The 18,311-nt window shown below is 46.0% G+C and carries 18 protein-coding genes, 1 tRNA gene and 2 pseudogenes; 13 read left to right on the plus strand and 8 right to left on the minus strand.

The features are described from left to right. Positions 1-57: 57 nt before the first annotated feature. A complete protein-coding gene (locus tag QUB16_RS29245; protein WP_333321597.1) occupies positions 58-399 on the minus strand; it encodes a hypothetical protein in 342 nt (113 codons plus the stop codon). Positions 400-610: 211 nt separating this feature from the next. Between QUB16_RS29245 and QUB16_RS29250 the strand changes: the two genes are divergently transcribed. The 5 genes from QUB16_RS29250 to QUB16_RS29270 all read left to right on the plus strand — a co-directional run bounded on the left by QUB16_RS29250 (position 611) and on the right by QUB16_RS29270 (position 6,965). Next, a complete protein-coding gene (locus QUB16_RS29250) occupies positions 611-1,666 on the plus strand; it encodes a hypothetical protein (RefSeq protein ID WP_333321599.1) in 1,056 nt (351 codons plus the stop codon). An 820-nt stretch (positions 1,667-2,486) separates the two neighbouring features. Continuing rightward, the gene (locus tag QUB16_RS29255; RefSeq protein WP_333321600.1) at positions 2,487-3,155 is read left to right on the plus strand and encodes a DUF3318 domain-containing protein; all 669 of its coding nucleotides are present in this window, start codon (positions 2,487-2,489) and stop codon (positions 3,153-3,155) included. A 396-nt stretch (positions 3,156-3,551) separates the two neighbouring features. Next, positions 3,552-4,550, plus strand: coding sequence for a sugar transferase (locus tag QUB16_RS29260; protein WP_333321601.1), 999 nt, complete (start codon positions 3,552-3,554; stop codon positions 4,548-4,550). A 547-nt stretch (positions 4,551-5,097) separates the two neighbouring features. Further along, the gene (locus QUB16_RS29265; RefSeq protein WP_333321603.1) at positions 5,098-5,535 is read left to right on the plus strand and encodes an ATP-binding protein; all 438 of its coding nucleotides are present in this window, start codon (positions 5,098-5,100) and stop codon (positions 5,533-5,535) included. A 161-nt stretch (positions 5,536-5,696) separates the two neighbouring features. Next, a complete protein-coding gene (locus QUB16_RS29270; protein WP_333321604.1) occupies positions 5,697-6,965 on the plus strand; it encodes a WcaI family glycosyltransferase in 1,269 nt (422 codons plus the stop codon). A gap of 182 nt (positions 6,966-7,147) precedes the next feature. On the opposite strand, the gene QUB16_RS29275 is transcribed toward QUB16_RS29270, so the two are convergent. Genes QUB16_RS29275 through QUB16_RS29285 form a run of 3 tightly spaced genes read right to left on the minus strand, consistent with a single transcriptional unit; the run spans position 7,148 to position 7,867 of the window. Then, positions 7,148-7,354 (minus strand): hypothetical protein, encoded by a 207-nt coding sequence (locus QUB16_RS29275; RefSeq protein ID WP_333321605.1) that lies wholly within the window; start codon positions 7,352-7,354, stop codon positions 7,148-7,150. Further along, a complete protein-coding gene (locus QUB16_RS29280; RefSeq protein ID WP_333321607.1) occupies positions 7,354-7,629 on the minus strand; it encodes a BrnA antitoxin family protein in 276 nt (91 codons plus the stop codon). The genes QUB16_RS29275 and QUB16_RS29280 overlap by 1 nt, the downstream gene beginning before the upstream one ends. After that, positions 7,592-7,867: a BrnT family toxin gene (locus QUB16_RS29285; RefSeq protein ID WP_333321608.1), complete on the minus strand. Its 276-nt coding sequence runs from the start codon at positions 7,865-7,867 to the stop codon at positions 7,592-7,594. The genes QUB16_RS29280 and QUB16_RS29285 overlap by 38 nt, the downstream gene beginning before the upstream one ends. Positions 7,868-8,070: 203 nt before the next feature. Between QUB16_RS29285 and yqeK the strand changes: the two genes are divergently transcribed. From yqeK to QUB16_RS29310, 5 genes are all read left to right on the plus strand, one after another. After that, positions 8,071-8,703, plus strand: coding sequence for a bis(5'-nucleosyl)-tetraphosphatase (symmetrical) YqeK (gene yqeK, locus QUB16_RS29290; RefSeq protein WP_333321609.1), 633 nt, complete (start codon positions 8,071-8,073; stop codon positions 8,701-8,703). 137 nt (positions 8,704-8,840) lie between these two features. After that, positions 8,841-9,260: a ribosome silencing factor gene (gene rsfS / locus QUB16_RS29295; RefSeq protein WP_333321610.1), complete on the plus strand. Its 420-nt coding sequence runs from the start codon at positions 8,841-8,843 to the stop codon at positions 9,258-9,260. Positions 9,261-9,262: 2 nt separating this feature from the next. After that, positions 9,263-9,772, plus strand: coding sequence for a CGLD27 family protein (locus tag QUB16_RS29300; RefSeq protein WP_333321612.1), 510 nt, complete (start codon positions 9,263-9,265; stop codon positions 9,770-9,772). A gap of 183 nt (positions 9,773-9,955) precedes the next feature. Further along, a complete protein-coding gene (locus QUB16_RS29305; RefSeq protein WP_333321614.1) occupies positions 9,956-10,909 on the plus strand; it encodes an asparaginase in 954 nt (317 codons plus the stop codon). Positions 10,910-11,026: 117 nt separating this feature from the next. Further along, positions 11,027-11,103, plus strand: a tRNA-Met gene (locus QUB16_RS29310). 435 nt (positions 11,104-11,538) lie between these two features. Here QUB16_RS29310 and QUB16_RS29315 read toward each other — a convergent pair. The 3 genes from QUB16_RS29315 to QUB16_RS29325 all read right to left on the minus strand — a co-directional run bounded on the left by QUB16_RS29315 (position 11,539) and on the right by QUB16_RS29325 (position 12,341). Then, positions 11,539-11,727: a DUF2949 domain-containing protein gene (locus tag QUB16_RS29315; protein WP_333321620.1), complete on the minus strand. Its 189-nt coding sequence runs from the start codon at positions 11,725-11,727 to the stop codon at positions 11,539-11,541. Between the two features lie 86 nt (positions 11,728-11,813). Further along, on the minus strand, positions 11,814-11,948 hold the full coding sequence (locus QUB16_RS29320; RefSeq protein ID WP_333321616.1) for a hypothetical protein: 135 nt from the start codon (positions 11,946-11,948) through the stop codon (positions 11,814-11,816). Positions 11,949-11,957: 9 nt separating this feature from the next. Continuing rightward, the gene (locus QUB16_RS29325; protein WP_333154167.1) at positions 11,958-12,341 is read right to left on the minus strand and encodes a hypothetical protein; all 384 of its coding nucleotides are present in this window, start codon (positions 12,339-12,341) and stop codon (positions 11,958-11,960) included. A 405-nt stretch (positions 12,342-12,746) separates the two neighbouring features. On the opposite strand from QUB16_RS29325, the pseudogene QUB16_RS29330 reads away from it, so the two are divergent. From QUB16_RS29330 to QUB16_RS29340, 3 genes and pseudogenes are all read left to right on the plus strand, one after another. Continuing rightward, positions 12,747-13,130, plus strand: a pseudogene (locus tag QUB16_RS29330) (RNA-guided endonuclease TnpB family protein); the annotation flags it as partial. Positions 13,131-13,701: 571 nt separating this feature from the next. After that, a complete protein-coding gene (gene ltrA, locus QUB16_RS29335; protein WP_333321618.1) occupies positions 13,702-15,456 on the plus strand; it encodes a group II intron reverse transcriptase/maturase in 1,755 nt (584 codons plus the stop codon). Positions 15,457-15,580: 124 nt separating this feature from the next. Next, positions 15,581-16,401: pseudogene (locus QUB16_RS29340) on the plus strand (RNA-guided endonuclease InsQ/TnpB family protein); the annotation flags it as partial. 138 nt (positions 16,402-16,539) lie between these two features. On the opposite strand, the gene QUB16_RS29345 reads toward QUB16_RS29340, so the two are convergent. After that, positions 16,540-18,135 (minus strand): IS1182 family transposase, encoded by a 1,596-nt coding sequence (locus QUB16_RS29345; RefSeq protein ID WP_333321622.1) that lies wholly within the window; start codon positions 18,133-18,135, stop codon positions 16,540-16,542. Positions 18,136-18,311 lie beyond the last annotated feature (176 nt).

Raw genomic sequence — 18,311 nt, forward strand, 5'->3', positions numbered from 1 at the left:
CTGACCAATTCTTTTTTAAGAACTCTCCGAAAGCCTCTTGACAAAAGACTTACAGCCTTAACTTGTCACCAATGCCCGCTTAGTGGCTACCCAGCCGTTGCGCTCTTTGTTTACCAATCCTAACTCTGCTAAAATTGGGTTGACTTTGTGCTTTGATATTTCTAGTTTCTCGCTGATGCTGGTAGCGGACAGAAGTGAGGGGGAAGAGGATTGTTGGGGTTTAGGTTTGGGCGCTGACACGGGTTGAGCGTTGTTAGCTTTCCAATGTTCGTAGCATAATTTGTGACCGGGTTTTGAAACTGCTTGATTGCATCCGGCCGCCGTGCAGGTTTCTGCTGAAATGGCAGATAAAGCTTGATTTATGGCTGCTAGCTTGCGGAGCAAAGGATCTAAGGTCATATTAACAGCTTGAGATATATTCAAAAATAGTACCACTTTAATTTCTATGCAGTCAAGAATTAAAAACTGGCGATTTTCTGTGGGATAGCTTTACTCGCGCGGACTTTTCCCCAACTTTTCCAGAATCCCAGGCCACACGCCCGTAACACGATCGCAGGTACGATCGCCTATAATCGAAACTAGCCCAACTCTCATCTGTTGAGAAACCGCCATGAGTCAAGACAAGGAAGAAATTAGCTATTCAGAGAAAACAGAACGTCTCAGAGTTATCGGTCAGTTTATCAAAACTGTGACACCGATGATTTGGACGATCGTAATTTTAGTAGTCATCATTCCCCTATTCGGTAACTTTCTAATTTCCCAGTCACTAACAAATACCGGAACCACAGCAGTTGTAGTCTCGCCGCCACACGATTTTAGCAAAGTCAACCAAGACATTAAAAACGCCATCCAACAATCCCATATAACTGCCGAAACTTTCGCCTCAAAAGAATTGGACAAATGGGAAAGCGAAGTAATCGCGCGGGTTGACAACAGTTTCCTCGATTGGTACTTTGATTACTTCACTCAAAAAAAGATGGAGTTTACCGTACCTTTTAACTTCGTGAAATCTGCCGTACTCAACAGATTTGATATGACAGCAGCATCTCGTGCTGTTTCCGAAAAATTAACCGAAGACTTTCAAAGAGAATTTGCTAACCGCGTGCTGGTTCCCAAAAACGCTCAACTGCGATTTCAATTAATCACTCAAGATACTGCTAATTTGTATATATCAGAAGTTAGCAAGAATGTGAAAGTAGTTCAAAACAGTTATAATATACCGCAAGTACAGTGGGACAAATATCTGAACGATATTGCTACTACAATTAGCGATAAAGGAAATGTCTCGAATTTATCATTAAAAGTATTAGTTGGCGGCAGTGGCTACTTAGTTGCTAAACCCTTAATTTTGGGAGTCGCAGCTAAAGTTGGTAGTAAAGTTACCGCAAAAGTTGCCAGCAAAGCCGCCGCCAAGGTAGCCACAAAAACAGGCGGTACAGTGGCTAGTCAGTTGGGAGTAAGTTTAATCGATCCGATTGTCGGCATCGGAATTATCATCTGGGATTTGTGGGATTACAATCACACAGTCAAAGTAGAAAGACCGATTTTGCGGGCACACATTGTAGAATACTTGAAAGATGTCAAAAAGTCTCTGCTCACAAATCCTGAAAGTGGAATTATGGCAGCAATTTATCAGTTAGAAAGCGGTATTCTCAAGTCGCTTTAATCATTTAGCGTTGCTTAATAACAGGTATGAATTGAATAGTTCGGAATTGTGATAAGGCAAGTCGGGTGAGTTTTGTAACTTCAGAAAAAAGTTGGTTCATACCGTTAATTAGCAACCTAAAAAAAATAAGATAGAGGAACAACGAGAAGAGTTGCAAGATTTTATGGAATATAAAAATATCATAAAATGGAAGAAAGCGCAAGCTGTTTTACTCAGGTTAAAAGGATTTGGTTATCTAGAAAAATAAAAAAGATAGACGTTTTAACAACAAGTTTTATTACCAAAAGTCACAGAAAAGACTTAGCCGGTAATCGCGAAATTAAATTTAAAACATCCAGGCTAAAAAGCTCTCCGCAACGCCTCGACTTCCTATCTCAACCCGCAGCCAAAATAGATCATAACTAGAAAGATATTTGAGGTAGAATTATGAGGTAATATTTAAATCCGGGTCAAGTTCCTATCGAATATTGAAAGCGGTTAATTAATCTGGCAGAAAGCCAAGGTATAAAAATCGAGAAAACAGCGAGAAGTTATTCACAAAAGACTCTATATTGGCCGGAAAGGATTATCAAAGCATAAGCCAGAAATAGCAGTAGGATAACTGGTACTGTATCCCTTAGATGAGTGTCAGTCCGTCGCTCAAATAATCCAAAGGAAATGATCGAGTCGGCAGTTGCGATCGCCCCCTGAGACTAAAATCAAGTAAAATTGCCAGTATTAGTCGATCGACCCCCGTTGCTACACTATATTTGGATTCAAGGTTTGCTATACTCCAGAAATAGACACATATTAACCTTTGGAAAATCAATAGGCCGGAGCTATGACATCCTATGCAACCTCTACAGCAAGAGCCGAGATGAGTGAGATCCGGCGCTTGAAAAACATACTGCCCCCAGAACTCCAAAGTTGGGTAACAGTAGAAAAAACAATAGAAGTTAATCCTACCCTGATCCGCAGCGAAGAAATAGGCAAAGACCAGGTAGAAATCCAAATAGACCTGATCCGCTGGGAACAGCTAGCAATGGATCAGCGGAACCTCCTATTTTGGCACGAAGTCGCCAGAATCCAAAACGACACCATCCCCAGAGACGGTTGGGAAATGGCAGCCCTCGCCATTGGTTTAGGCGGCGCCGTCGGCGAACTTTGGGTGCAAGACGGCTTGCTGCTGTTACTGGCCCTATCCCTGTGCGGCGTCTCCGGCTGGAGACTTTACCAAAAAAATAACGGAGAGAAAAGTTTAAAAGAAGCAGTAGAGGCCGACGAAAAAGCCCTCGCCCTAGCCACCCGCTTCGGCTACACTCTCCCAAACGCCTACAAAAGCCTCGGCAGCGCCTTAAAAACCTTAATCGAGCAAACCTCCAAAAAACAGCAGCGGGCTAAATACGAAGCTCGTCTCCAGGCCCTCAAACGCAACGCAGCCAAAGCCAAAGCCAAAGTCAAACCCATCACCCGCGAAACCTCCCAGTCAGAAAACGTCTACAATTCTTAACCTCATCCCCCGACGCTTGGTACGGGGGTTTTCCAGTTAACCGTTAACTGTTGACTTCTGTGTTAGCTGTTAACTGTTAACTGCGATGGTTATCCGATGCAAGAGAGGCACGAAAATTATTAACGACAAGATTAAGCGACCTGAATCCACAAAAATCTTGATTCCAATGTCAAAGTTTGGCCGCGACGGCGTTCAAAAATCTTTGGGTCTAAATTGGCACTGGTAGACTCAAGTCTATTTTTGCCTTTGATATCACTCTCGGCGGGCGAGTTGGCAGGCGTTTTTGTAAAGTTTGTATAAAGCTAGCCTTTTGTTAACCATAATATTTGGTAAAGGTGGAGCTGCTAGGACAGAATAGGCTAAAGACATCAGCTTGAAATTTGAAACCAGGACTTCATGGTCAGTCAAACCCCAGAGGCAGATTTTCGGGTAACGTACTCGGACGAGATTCCCTCAGTTCACATACCCGTGCGCTTGAGCGTACTTGAAGCCGTAAACTTCAAGACAACCTGCCAGCAACTTTTTTCCGGAAGCACCGTTCCCAGCAAGATTGTCCTAGACTTTAGTCAGACGACATTCATCGACAGTAGCGGGATCGGTGCTTTAGTCAGCAATCTGAAATTTGCCAAACAGCGTGGCAGCGACTTGGTGCTCCGAAGCCTCAAGCCGCAGGTGATGGCAGTATTTGCTCTCACCAGCCTAGATCAAGTGCTGACGATCGAGCAGCCCTCTGCAACCTCAACTCCCACAGAGACGAACCCCTCGGACAATCACCTACCGATGACCCACCCCTCAGTGCAATCGTGGGTGAAGCGGCTGATAGATATCGTTGGGGCAATCGTCGGTTTGATGATTACAGGAATTTTGCTCGTACCCATAGCTGCAGCCATCACTATCAACGATCCAGGCCCGATATTTTTCGGTCAAACCCGCTGTGGCTGGATGGGCAGACAATTTCGGATTTGGAAATTTCGATCGATGTGTACCAACGCCGAAGCCATGAAAGACCAAATCAAAAACCAGGCTTCTGGCGCATTTTTCAAAAATGACAACGACCCGCGGATTACCAAAGTCGGGCGCATCTTACGCAAAACCAGCCTCGACGAACTGCCGCAGTTTTGGAACGTGCTCAAAGGCGAAATGAGTCTAGTCGGCACCAGACCGCCTACGCCAGACGAAGTTGAGCGCTACGAAGTCCCTCAGTGGCAGCGTTTGGATGTCAAACCCGGGATGACCGGGGAATGGCAAGTCAACGGTCGCTCTCAAGTCCGCGATTTTGAAGATGTCATCCGTTTAGATTTAAAATACCAACAAAACTGGAGCCTGGTGTATGACTTGAAACTAATTGTTAAAACCATAACAGTCCTGTTTAACAAAAATAGCGGCGCTGTGTAGGAGCCCTCAACAACCCAGCCCTGAACTTTCAGGTGCTGTTGCCGAGGGGCGGCGGGAAGTCGAACTTGATACTTAGTCAAGCAGACGATCGCTAGCGATACCTACGTTAGCATTAAGTGTTAAAATTCACACGCCCAGAAAATGCACAGCTAGTTGTCCGCTCTGCAATCAGAGCATTAATAATTAGCAATTAGCGAGTTCGAGGTCATACTCAAATGATCCCAGCATGATTTTCGAGGACGAGAAGAACTCACCTGTGTTTAGAAAAGTAGCGACTGCTAACACGGTCGAAGCTTAAATCACTGCCTCGCAAGCTGACTCGGAAATTTTCCCTATTTAAACGCCCTACCGAGGCGGGTTACAGTATCGGAAGTCTCTCATTTGCTGTGCGAGTAAATGGTGCGAAAGGAATGCTCACCTTGAGGCAAAACGGGCTTCTTCAACTCAAGCTTGACTTAACTAATATGTTGCCAAGACCTTGCCCTCCTTTTTCTCTCCCTCCGGCGCTGAGTACAGCGGTGGTGGGGGCCGACCAGGGGGAAGAAAGATGAAAGACAAGCAACCAAAGGCCGAGTGGCACCTGCAGGTTGAAACAGACCTGAATGCTTTAACATCCGTTTTGGAATGGTTGGAGAATATCGTTTTGCCCATGATACCAGCGGATTTCTGGTGGCAGTGCCGGCTGATAATCAACGAAGGCTTTACAAACGCTGTCCGCCACGCTCACCAGAACTTGCCCCCCACGACGCCCATAGACATTGAGGTAAAAGTGTTTGCCGATTACTTAGAAATTAGGATTTGGGACAGGGGTCAACCCTTCAACTTAGAAGCAAAGCTGCACTCGATCATGCAAGAGCAGCGCGATCCTTTGGACAGAGAAGGAGAAAGGGGACTGGTGTTCATGTACAAGCTCACAGACGACCTTCGGTATATCCGTACCGACGATCGCCGCAACTGCCTGGTAATGCGAAAAAACATTAGCTGAGGGCGCGATACCCGCCCGGTAAGGGCGGCTTCTTTCGCCAGGAGTGGAAGATCCCCTCGCCCCCTATTGTCCTACCCGGAACCCAACCACATCCTCTGCAATTCTGCGGGTGCAGGCTTGATGCACGCGGCTGCAGGACAATTTGCTTAAGAATAAATATTATGCGTATTCTAATTTATTCCTATAACTATTATCCAGAGCCGATCGGCATTGCCCCCCTGATGACAGAACTAGCGCAAGGCCTAGTCAAGCGCGGCCACCAAGTCCGAGTCGTCACAGGAATGCCCAACTATCCGCAGCGCCGGATTTATCCGCAATATGAGGGAAAATTTTACCTCACAGAAGAACACAACGGCGTCACAATTCAGCGCAGCTATCTGCGCGTCAACGGCCCCCACCCCAGCCTCCTAGACCGACTTGTGCTAGACGGCAGTTTTGTCGTCTCCAGCGCCGTCCAAGCCTTCAGAGGCTGGCGTCCCGACGTGATTTTCTCGACAATGCCCCCTTTACCGATTTGCGTCCCAGTCGCCTTTTACGGCTGGATTCGCGCTTGCCCGATCGTCCTCAACGTTCAGGATATCGTCTCAGAAGCAGCCGTGCGCGTCGGCTTGGTCAAAAAAAACGGACTGCTAGTTCGCATTGCTGACGCTTTGGAAAAATTGGCCTACAGCACAGCCAGCCAAGTCAGCGTCATCGACAGCGGTTTTGTCACCAAATTGCACTCTCAAGGAGTACCCCCCGAAAAAATAGTTTGCGTTCCCAATTGGGTTGATGTTAATTTCATTCGGCCCTTACCCAAGGAAAGTAACTCATTTCGAGAAACTCACAAACTCAAGGGAAAATTTGTCGTTCTCTATGCTGGCAATATTGCCCTAACTCAAGGCCTGCAAACAGTTGTCCAAGCAGCGGCTCGTTTGAAACACATAACCGAAATCGCTTTTGTAATTGTGGGGGAATCAACAGCCTTGGCGCGCTTGCAAAAAGATTGCGAAACTTACAAAGCTAATAATGTAATGCTGCTACCATTTGAACCGCGAGAAAAATTGCCCGAATTGTTAGCTGCTGCTGATGTTAGTTTAGTCGTACAAAAGCGCCGCGTTACTAACTTCAATATGCCTTCAAAAATCCAAGTAATTCTCGCCAGCGGCAGGGCAATTTTGGCTTCGGTTCCCGAAACTGGTACGGCCCAGAAAGCAGTGCAGCAAAGCGGTGGCGGGGTGGTGGTAGCGCCGGAAGATTCGCAGGCTTTGGCTGAGGCTGTTGAGGATTTGTACTTGCACCCTGCTAAGGTGGATGCGTTGGGCGAGCAAGGCAGAAATTATGCTGTAGAGAATTACGGATTTGAGGAAGCTTTGAACCATTATGAAGCTTTATTTGCGGCGGTGGCAGCGAGTCATGGTGATAAGCTGTTGCAGCCTTTGCCAAAATAAGATAAGCGCTTGAAACCGCCCGTGCTTACAGTGGCAAAAGATGTTCCGATCACTACAGAACGAACGCTCGTTAAGATAAACGCCCAAAAAATGAAAGACTGAAGATTGAGCGATTTAATTCCCCAATATACCAGCACCGGAACTGTACCCGCAGCCCTCCCGACAGCCATTACTGCCCCGATTCAAAGTAAAATAGCGATAACTGATAAAGGTTTTTGACTGCCAATAACAGCCATTTCGATTAAGCTATTTAGCGGAAATCCCCTTCTCAGCAAAACGGCAATCAAAATTGCCATCGAAGCCAGAAGTGGAGCAACTATAAAATAACCTTTGATGGCACTGACTAAAAGTAGAATAAATGAAATAATTACAAAAAATAGCAAATCCATTATTGATGGGCTTTCATGTATTCTCTTAGTAAGGCGTTGATCTGGGTTTGATAACCACGACCTTGAGATTTAAACCACTCCAAAACATCACTGTCAAGGCGTAAGGTAACTTGAGCTTTAGTCTTAGGGTTGGGCAAGCCTCGCTGAACTACGGCTTTAGCAAACATTTCAGGCGTAATTTCAGGGCAATCAGAGAAATCAATATCTTCATCAGTCATGGCATCTAGGCGTTCCCAATCAGTTTGAGATTTGCTCGAAGTAAATTCGTTGTTCATATTTAGTTGCTTTTCTAGCGGAAATAATGCGGGTACTATCCTCTCGTTCTGTATGGACAATAGCGACTACTCGCCCTTGCAACAAACCAAAAGTCACAAACCTCTGCTCCCCATAACTGAATCGTTCGTCCTCAACTGTTACGATTTCTCCATCAAAAACTAATGGAACGTCGATAAAGTCAATTCCATGTTTGCTAAGGTTGGTAAGACGTTTAGCCTCATCCCACTCAAATTCCATACCTGGATTTTCACTAGATATTGTAACTACAATTTGTCGTTACAGCCACTCAGTTTAAAAGATATTTGGATTGTTCAGGTAAAGACCTTCGCCCCCTTCACCCCTCCCCATCCCAGAAGTCACCACACCCCTGCGTGCCCGACACCGCAGCCGATCGAAACAAAACGCTAAAATAGTAGCTCATACAATTTCGGAGTTAATATTTGACACTTGCACCCGCGCGCGAAAACGTCCTAGCTTGGCTCTCAGACCGCGTTCCTGCTGCCCGCATCACACATATTCTCGGAGTCGAACAGACAGCAGGTGACTTGGCTCGCCATTACGGCCTCGACGAAGCAAAAGCCCGATCGGCCGGTTTGTTGCACGATTTGGCAAAATACTTCAAACCTCCACTGCTCCTGCAAATGGCCCAGAAGGAAGGTTTAGAGTTAGACTCAGTGTTGGAAGCACACCCGCATTTGCTGCACGCAGACGCCAGCGCGATCGTCGCCAGAGACGAATTCGGGGTGGTCGATCGAGAAATTTTGGACGCAATCGCCAATCACACCCTCGGCAGACCAAATATGAGCCAGCTCAGTTGTACCGTATTCATAGCAGATACCATAGAGCCGAGCCGCGGCAACACAGCCCAACTAGAAGCACTGCGCGAGGCAAGCTGGCAAAATCTTTATGCAGCCGTGTGGCAAACTAGCGATTATTCTCTTAAATATTTGCTAGAAACTCGCTGCTACATCCACCCCCGCACCGTACTTACGCGGAATTGGGCGCTGCTTATGGCTCGATCGCCGGAAACAGGAAATTCGACCCAGAAGTCGATCGAACAAATCACAAGTTAAAAGTAAAATTTATCAGCAATCCTGTCCTTACTTTTGGCTTCAACCTAACTCCTATTTCCCGTCTCAAACTGCCAACAACCGATCGCGAAAACGCACCGATTCCCCCTTACCGTATCAATTAGGAAATTAAACACTTAATGTCTGATCTAACCCAACTCGAATACTCCAGGGCTCAGTCTACAGCAACGGACAGCACCTCCCCAGACGAAGCTCGCGGCCTGATCGTGACCGTTGCCCAAGCAGCCGATGACCGCAAAGCAGTAGATATTGTATTGCTCCGGGTAGCAGAAGTATGCTATTTGGCAGACTACTTTGCGATCGTCACCGGATTTTCCAACGTGCAGGTACGAGCCATCTCCCAAGCGATAGCAGACCAAGTTGAAGAAGAGTGGCAACGCTTGCCACTGCGTACACAAGGCCTATCAGACGCTAGTTGGGTCGTCATGGACTACGGCGACGCGATCGTTCACATTTTGAAGCCTCAAGAGCGGGAGTTCTACAATTTAGAAGCGTTCTGGGGACACGCCGAACGCATTGACTTTTCCCCCACGCCGTGAGGATGGCTAATGTGAAAAACGTTTCAGCTTCTATTTGTCCCGTTCCGCAAGAACAGCGACCGATAAATGAATACCAAGAACTTAAAGAATCCTGGTTTTTTAGCTGGGTAACACTCAATTGGCCCGGATACCTGGCAAAACTAGCTTGGGTGTGGGCTTGGAGTTGCTTGGTATCGGTGCCGATAGCTGCTTCTAGCTTTGCTCCTGTCAAGTATCCAGCTCAGTTTGTCCTCAGCGGTGCCGCAGGTGCCAGTTTTATTCTAGGATTAGCTTTGCTGCGGCTCTACTTGGGTTGGTTCTACGTGCGATCGCGCCTTTCAAATCCCACGGTCGTCTACGAAGAGTCTGGCTGGTACGATTGTCAATCTTGGCCTAAAACTCCCGAAGTTTTGCTTCAAGACCAGTTGATTGTCAACTACCAATTAGAACCTATTCTCAGGCGTCTGCGGCAGACATTTTATGGTTTGACAGTGTTGCTGGTTGCTGGGGGACTAACTTGGAGTTGTTTGTAATCGGGAAGGGAAGGGAGTTTTGAGTTTTGAGATTGCCGCGCACAGCCAACGCCGGCACACTCCCGTGCATGAGTGAGAAACGATCGCAGAAAGATTAACTTTATAACTCTTAACTGGCAGCTCGCAACTCATAACTTCCACCGGCCCCAATCTAAAATCTAAAATCTAAAATCTAAAATTGATATGACAAGGGGAAAACGAACCCAAGCTCCCGAACTTGAAGTCACACTGCTGCGCGAAGGTATTGTGGAATCGAGGCACCGCGCCCAGGCCGCCGTCTGCGACAACCGCGGGCGCGTTCTGTCTGTTGCTGGTAACTCGGAAACGGCCTCATTTGTCCGTTCTTCACTCAAGCCTTTTCAAGCTTTGGCGGTGACGGGGACTGGCACTTTAGAACGCTACGAATTGACCGATCGAGATTTAGCGATTATTTGCAGTTCCCATCAAGGTACGATCGAGCAATCGCGCCAGGTATTTAACGTCCTGTGGCGCTGCGACATTGACCCCTCTAAACTTCAATGCCCCATTCCCGAAGGCAAAAAGAGCGCCCTGCAATACAACTGCTCCGGCAAACACGCCGGAATGCTGGCTGTCTGCCAGCAACTGCACTGGCCTGTGGAAAATTATTTACGCCGCAAACATCCTGTCCAGCAGCTTATTTTGGGCAAAGTAGCTGACTTGCTGGCAATGCCTGCCGAAGAGTTTATCAGCGCTCGCGACGACTGCGGCGCTCCTACCTATCTGTTGCAGTTGGGGCAAATGGCGTCTTTGTACGCTCAGTTAGCCTCCGGCAACAATGTGGATATGGAGCGGATTGTCCGCGCTATGACTCATCACCCGATGATGGTTGCCGGTGAGGGCAAATTTGACACGGAACTGATGCGCTTGACTCAAGGGGAATTGGTGAGCAAGTCCGGCGCCGAAGGGGTGCAGTGCATTGGCCGCGTTGGCGAAGGCATGGGCTTGGCAATTAAGGTGACGGATGGGGGAAAGCGCGCTCAATTTGCTGTGGCGATTCACTTGCTCAAGCAGTTGGGGTGGATTACTCCGACGATCGCCGAAACTCTTTCGGAGACTTACCTGACTCTCAGTGACTTCAAGCGCTTGGAGGTAATCGGGGAAGTTTCGATGCTTTAGGGCGATCGAGACTCGCTCGCCGATTTCAGCAACCCCTCCCACAATCTAAAAAGTTTTTTTGATTTAGGGGTTGCAATTTTCAGAAAGATATGTTTATATTAGAGAGAGACAAAGCGACGCGGGATAGAGCAGCCTGGTAGCTCGTCGGGCTCATAACCCGAAGGTCAGTGGTTCAAATCCACTTCCCGCCACCAAATAAAATAAGACAAGCCCCGGCAGCCTAAAAGTTGCTGGGGTTTGTTTTATGCCGTCTGTTTGATGCCGTCGGCGAAGAGGCATCTCAGTTTTGCATTTGTAGTGCGAGCGTCCTCGCTCGCGTGAAGAAGAAAGCACGCGAGCGAGGACGCTCGCACTGTAAAAAAAATGCTTTTTGCGAAAATGAGATGCTCCCCTCTGCGATCGCCTCTTCGACAGATTGAAAGCAGTTTATTTTAGTCTGAAAAAAAAATTAGGACACAGCACTGCTGTGTCCCTACCGTATATTTGTGTTTATCCCAAAAGGACAAAATAAGACCCACCCTCAACCTAAACACTCAACCCTATACTTTGCGACGACCGTTAGTGCAAGCTTTATTTGTTAAAAAATAGCAATCCGATATCCCTATTTTTTAAATCAGGATTTTAAATTGCTAAGTCGGCTGAGCTTCCAACCAATCAAAAATCAGGTTTAACTGTTCCAGTGTCACTAACCCGTACTGCCACAGCACCATCGGCAGTTCGCTGGCATCTTGTTCACCGTGTCGGAGAGCAACGGCGATCGCGGAATGCGATATTGCCAACTCTCCCCGCAAATAATCGATCAGTTGAGCCTTTCTCATCACCTTCACCGCCAGTTTTATGCGATTTTGTAAAGATATGTAGCTAATCAGTCTGTATCGGAAGTTTAATTGGTCTAATTTTAGGTTCACAAGAGAGAACCTTGTGTGATGCAAACCGCACAAAACTTGTGATAAAACTCAGATAAAAAAGCGATCGCAGTCACAATAATTCCCAAAATCAAAAATTGGGTTCCGCGATCGCTCGCTTCAAATGAATTCATTTAAAATTGCTAAAGTCCTAGCTGAAGCTGAACTCCCGCTTCTGTACCGCTGTCGGTTTGTTTTGGAGGTAAAGGATTTCCTTGACGCTGGGCATCCGAAGGAGTAGTAATAAATTCCAATGGGCCCTCGATTTTGAGGCGAAATGTGTCGCCCAAGCTTCTTTCCCTTCTAGCAGAATTAGCCGCCGTTTCTGGTTCACCAATCAAGTTTTGGTAGTCCGAGTCTAAGGTTCTGTCCTCCACTGTCCTCAACGAGTCCCCAGATAAAGTCGTTTCCGAATATTGGGGCGTTGGTTGCAGTCTTTGTTGGGCGAGAACCGCCGGGGTCAAACCGATAAAAATTGAGCTGAGTCCGAGAGCAGTGCCAAGAGTAGCAATAACTGCGTTCATCATCCATGCCTCCGCTAGTTGCATCCTACTATAGCAATCCTAAATGATTCAGATAAATTTGTAGGGGTAGTGCCTTTCTTTGCCTACCCCCTATCTATCGGGCAACCGGGCGTGGGATTGCCCCTACAAGAATTATGCAAATGATGCGAGGATTGCTATATGCTTATTTTACCTAGCCGGAATTAAGTTGCACTCTATCAAAAGTAGCTGCTTGTGGAGATATCAATTAAAGTTCCTGTCAAAACTTATAGAAAACAAGCTAAAAACCCTGTGACTTCAGTCCAGGGATGAAAGCTCGCAGGAGACTTTAGTCTCCCAGTCAGCTTCCTGCTTCATCATTGTAAACTTTCATTAACTGGCTAAGGATTTTATGTCAGACGGTATAACATAAGAACCGGAGGTAAAGCCATGCTAGTTTTTGAGTTCAAAGCTTACGGAAAAAAGAATCAGTACAACGCAGTAGACGAAGCAATTCGTACCGCCCAATTTGTCCGCAATAGCTGTTTGCGGTATTGGATGGACAACAAAAAAGTGGGTCGGTACGACTTAAATAAATACTGCGCTGTGCTGGCTCGCGACTTTCCGTTTGCCGACGAACTCAATTCTCAAGCAAGACAATCGAGTGCAGAACGAGCATGGTCTGCGATCTCCCGATTCTACGACAACTGCAAGAAGAATGTACCGGGCAAAAAAGGATATCCGCAGTTCGTGAGAGATTGTCGTTCTGTCGAATACAAGACTACTGGCTGGGTGCGATTCGTTTCCTCGAAAAATGGAGATATAAAACTCAAAGTGTACGAGGAGTAAGGGTTCAACCTCTCGTCTTGGTTGAAATAAAACCCTTAACAACTTAATGATCATGAGGGTGTAAGTCCCTCTCCATAAGCGCAATGGTTAAAGCGCTTCCCCCATGCTGAACAATTAGCAACTGTCAGGATGAAGCGGGGAAGTCAAATAGGGGTAAAACAGTAGCCTAAACTGTCATCCCACCTTAGCAGGAATCCATGAGTAACGCAAGTGAAGATGCACCTGAACCATCGTTAATGTTAACCAGTGAAATAAGGCTGATACACTGGGAGTCCCAAAAGGGCAAAGGTAGGGAATTGGCAACTCCAGCCGTGACCAATAAGCGCTTCCCTTAACCTCGGTGGACAGCATCACTCTAAAGATTCAACCAATGGTCATTAGGAACGAAGTAACTCTTATACATCTCTCAGAAAAAAAGGTCGATACCTGAGTAGGTAGCTAGCTAAATGATGTATTAGAAAAGGATTGAATCAGAAGCCAATGCCTCACTTAACAGTGAGGATACGCTGACAGATTCACGATTGTTTGGAGGGAAGAGGAACAAGTAGTAGTAAATATGTCTAATACAGAGTCAGAATTGGCGACTGTGGAATGGAAAGATATTCCTTGGCGTAAAGTCGAGCGAAGAGTTTTTAAGCTACAAAAGCGCATATTCCAAGCCTCTCAACGTGGAGATGTTCGAGCAGTTCGCAAGCTTCAGAAGACCTTGATTAATTCTTGGTCGGCTAAGGTATTAGCCGTGCGTCGGGTAACTCAGGATAACCAGGGCAAGAAAACCGCTGGAATAGATGGGGTTAAGAGTTTAACTCCTAATCAAAGGCTGGAACTTGTTAACCGACTGAGGTTAAACCAAAAGGCAAAACCAACTAGAAGGGTTTGGATTCCTAAGCCTGGAAGGGAGGAAAAACGCCCGTTAGGAATACCCATAATGCACGATAGAGCAACCCAAGCTCTAGTAAAAGCTGCCTTAGAGCCAGAATGGGAGGCAAGATTCGAGCCTAATAGCTACGGATTCCGACTCGGAAGGTCATGTCACGACGCAATCGGAGCAATCTTCAATGCGATTAGGTACAAGCCAAAATACGTGCTAGATGCCGACATCGCCCAATGCTTCGACCGAATTAGCCACGACGCACTTCTCAGAAAACTAAATACATCCCCCACCATTCGTCGCCAAATACGGGCATGGTTAAAAGCAGGGGTAATTGACTGGAGCAATTATGCCAATAAGCAAAAAGCTTACAGTCCTACTGAGGAAGGCACACCTCAAGGAGGAGTGATTAGTCCACTCCTAGCCAATATCGCGTTACATGGCATGGAAAATAGGATAAAGCAATATGCGGCTACCTTGCCCTGTAGACCAGGATATGGGAAAAAGGTAAACCAAATGAGCCTCAGCCTCATACGCTATGCCGACGATTTCGTGATTATACACGAAGACCTTGCCATAGTCCAAAGGTGCCAGGAAATAATAGCAGAGTGGCTAAGTGACATTGGCTTGGAACTTAAACCTAGTAAAACAAGAATATCCCACACACTGACTGAATACTCAGGAAATATTGGGTTTGACTTTCTTGGGTTCAATATTAGACAACACCCAGTAGGTAAATACCAAACTGGTAAATCCACCAACAAGGAACCACTAGGATTTAAGACCATAATCACCCCCTCAAAGAAAAGCGTGAAGGGACACTGTAAGAAAATAGCAACCATCATAAAAGAGCATAGTGCAGCCCCACAAGCAGCATTGATAGCCAGACTCAACCCACTTATCAGGGGTTGGTGCAATTATTTCTCCACAGTCGCAAGTCAAGAAACGTTTGACAAGCTAAGTCACATCACCTTCAAGCAGCTTTGGGCATGGGCAAAACGTCGATGCAAAAAGGAAAGCAACGCCCAAAAATACTGGAGAGAAATCGAAGGAAGAAAATGGACGTTTGCCACACCTGATGGGCTAAAACTAGCTGAACACCCAGATACACAAATAAAAAGACACACAAAGGTGAAAGGCAGTCAAAGTCCCTACGACGGAGATTGGGTATACTGGAGTCAAAGATTAAGGAACTATCCTGAAATCCCAAAAACACTATCCGAACTGTTGAATAAACAAAAAGGTAGATGTTTGCACTGCGGTTTGTATTTCACGTCAGATAGCCTTGTGGAAATTCACCATTTGGACAAAAATCGCAAAAATAACAAGCGCACAAATCTGATGGCTATACACAAACACTGCCACGATATCTTACACGCCATGTGGGAACCTAAAGAATGGGAAATAAGAAGTGATGACTTCTATGAACTCATCCCCTAACCCAAACCTGGGCAAAGAGGTACACATGACAAGTGCCAAGCAATTGAGGAGCCGTGTGCGGGGAAACTCGCAAGCACGGTTTTGTAGGAGAGGGTGGGAAGGCGACTTCCCACTCGACTTCAACCGGATGGCCGATGACCGCAAATCCATCAATTTTACCGACAAGAAAGGGATTGGGCGATTAAAGCTAAAAGGCACACGCGACTTGCACTTCTACCAAATCAGTCAAATAAAAAGGGTGAGATTGGTAAAACGTGCTGATGGCGTCTACGTCCAATTCTGTGTGGATGTCGATAGAAAGGAAAACACAGAACCGAATGGTACTACGATTGGATTAGATGTGGGATTGAAGGAATATTACACCGACTCGAACGGAACTACGGTGGAAAATCCCAGGTTTCTAAGAAAAGGTGAGAAAGTTCTCAAACGATCCCAGCGTCGCGTATCCAGAAAAGTTAAAGGTTCAAACAACAGGGGCAAAGCTAGGCAGATTCTAGGCAAACGCCACCTCAAAATAAGTAGACAGCCGCATTGCACCATGCAATAAAACTTGCAAGGTGCGTAATCTCATCAAACGATGTAGTCGTCTACGAAGATTTGAGGATCAAAAACCTGGTGAAAAATCATTGCTTAGCTAAGTCTATTAACGATGCTTCTTGGTATCAATTCCGTGTTTGGCTTGAATACTTCGTCCAAGTGTTTGAGAAAATCACGGTAGCGGTAAATCCGCAATATACCAGCCAAGAATGCTCTAGCTGCGGTGCAATTGTAAAGAAATCGCTATCTACAAGAACGCACGTTTGTAAGTGCGGTTGTGTTTTAGATCGCGATGAAAACGCCGCTAGAAACATCCTTAGTCGAGGATTGGGTACGGTAGGGCATACCGGAACCTTTGGTCTTGAGCCAAACAACGCTTTAGGAGAGTTGGTGCGAATCGTTGGCTAGAAACAAAATCCAACAGGGTTTAGGGGGATTAGCCGCAAGGTGTAGAACCTTGACAACTGAATGACTATGTAGGTGAGAGTCAGTACCCTAGGGCGTCGGTTCAGTATTAGGAGTTGACAAAAAAAGGAATTTATGAAATTAGCCAGTGCATGAGTTCGACTCTATGCCTGGTGTAATTGGTCGAACCTTATCCATTCGAGCAATGACATGAAGATTATGAACAACAGCGACTCGCCGTAGATCGAAGAGATTTTTCCGCAGTCCAATATAGCGAGCACGGTTCCCCTGCCAATGGCCAATATGAGCCAGAGAGTGTTCAACTGTAGTACGTTTTCTCAATTCTTGGCGACCAATAGCAGTGGATTGACGTGCTCGCAACTCTTGCATTAAGGCTTCATCAGGATGAATTGATACAGTCCGTCCTCTTTTACTATTTGTGCAACCAGACCTTAGAGGACAAATTGCACATTCATTCTGAGGAAAATGAACAGTTTTCCCCGGTTCAAATGGGATACTTACCTGATTGGGACAGCTAATTAAATGCGTATCCCAGTCAAGGAAAAAAGAATTTTTATCAAACCGTCCAGAATTTTTGACCGGCCACGCCTTGCAAAATATCTGTAATTTATCATTCCGTTGTGTCACCCAATGACTAGATAAATAAGCCCGATCAATATGTAACTCAGATAGGTGAATATTTTGAAATTTCAAGTCACGTTCTAGGTCAATTGTAGCAGCAGATTCTGGAGTATTGGCGCGTGTCAGCGCCACCGCGCAAACTACACCACTCTCTAAATCTTTAAGAACGTGGCGTTTATATCCATCTATTTTTTTAGAGCGGCTTTTACGCCCATGCCGCATATCTGGGTCTTCAATAGAAATGCGACGATCTTTGGCGACCCCTTTACTTAAACTTGGAACGCCTTGTGAGTCGAAAGTCACATTTTGGGATTCAATGACTCGGGCAACATCCAGAGTCTCTTGGACTACTTCAAATTCATCACAATCAGACTGGCTTTGCATCCATTCTTCCACTGTATTTAAGCTACTTAGGAGAATTAAGAGTGCATTTTGACGCTCTACTGGATTATCCCAGTTTAAATCTAAAGCCGTTTTTAAGCTGGAACTATTAAGGATGGGTGCACCTGCTTCCAGGGCAATTTCTGCTGGCTCCCGCCCCTGCACAGCAGCTATCATACTCACCGCCTTACGCAAAGCATGACCCAAGAGATTATATGTATCTTCGACTTTACCAGCTCCCCATAAAGGTGAGGAATCTAAAGCTGCTTTCAGTTGAGATGAGCCAAATCCACCTTTTTGTTTGGCAATTTCTACGGTGCGGTCAATTAAACGTTGGTCTAGTTCTTTTTTAATTAAGCGATTTCTGAATCTCACCAAAGTGGCTTTGCTAAAAGGGGGAGTTTCACACTTTAGACAATCGAGAACTAACTGCCAACGTTGATCCATGAGCATTTCTTCAATTACTTCATCGTCAGAAATGCCTAAGTAGGCTTGCAGAATAATTGCCAGAGCAATTTGTGCAGGAGGAACTGGGCCCTGACCTACTGTGCTGTCTTTAAAAATTGTAGCAAGTTCTTCTTGAAACTCATCATTAAATATGAATGAACGGTTCAGTCGAAGAAACGTGAATAACTTGGCTCGTTTAATGCGCTTGATAATCAACGCTTCTGTTTCTGAGAGTTCAATTGGAGGATGCCATAAGGGAGGGCGCATAAGGTTTCTTCCTTCTTCCTGATTGTCAGAATTTAACAGGCTTTTCAATTCACATATCATTTTCAGTTTGTTTTGTCAACTCCTAATACTGAACCGACGCCCTAGAACACTCAAATCTTACCCCGCAGGTGCAGCGGTGACAGCACTTCCCCCAGGTTTGCGACTAGCCATCAAAG

The sequence above is a fragment of the Microcoleus sp. D3_18a_C4 genome, from assembly GCF_036702415.1.
GTDB lineage: Bacteria > Cyanobacteriota > Cyanobacteriia > Cyanobacteriales > Microcoleaceae > Microcoleus.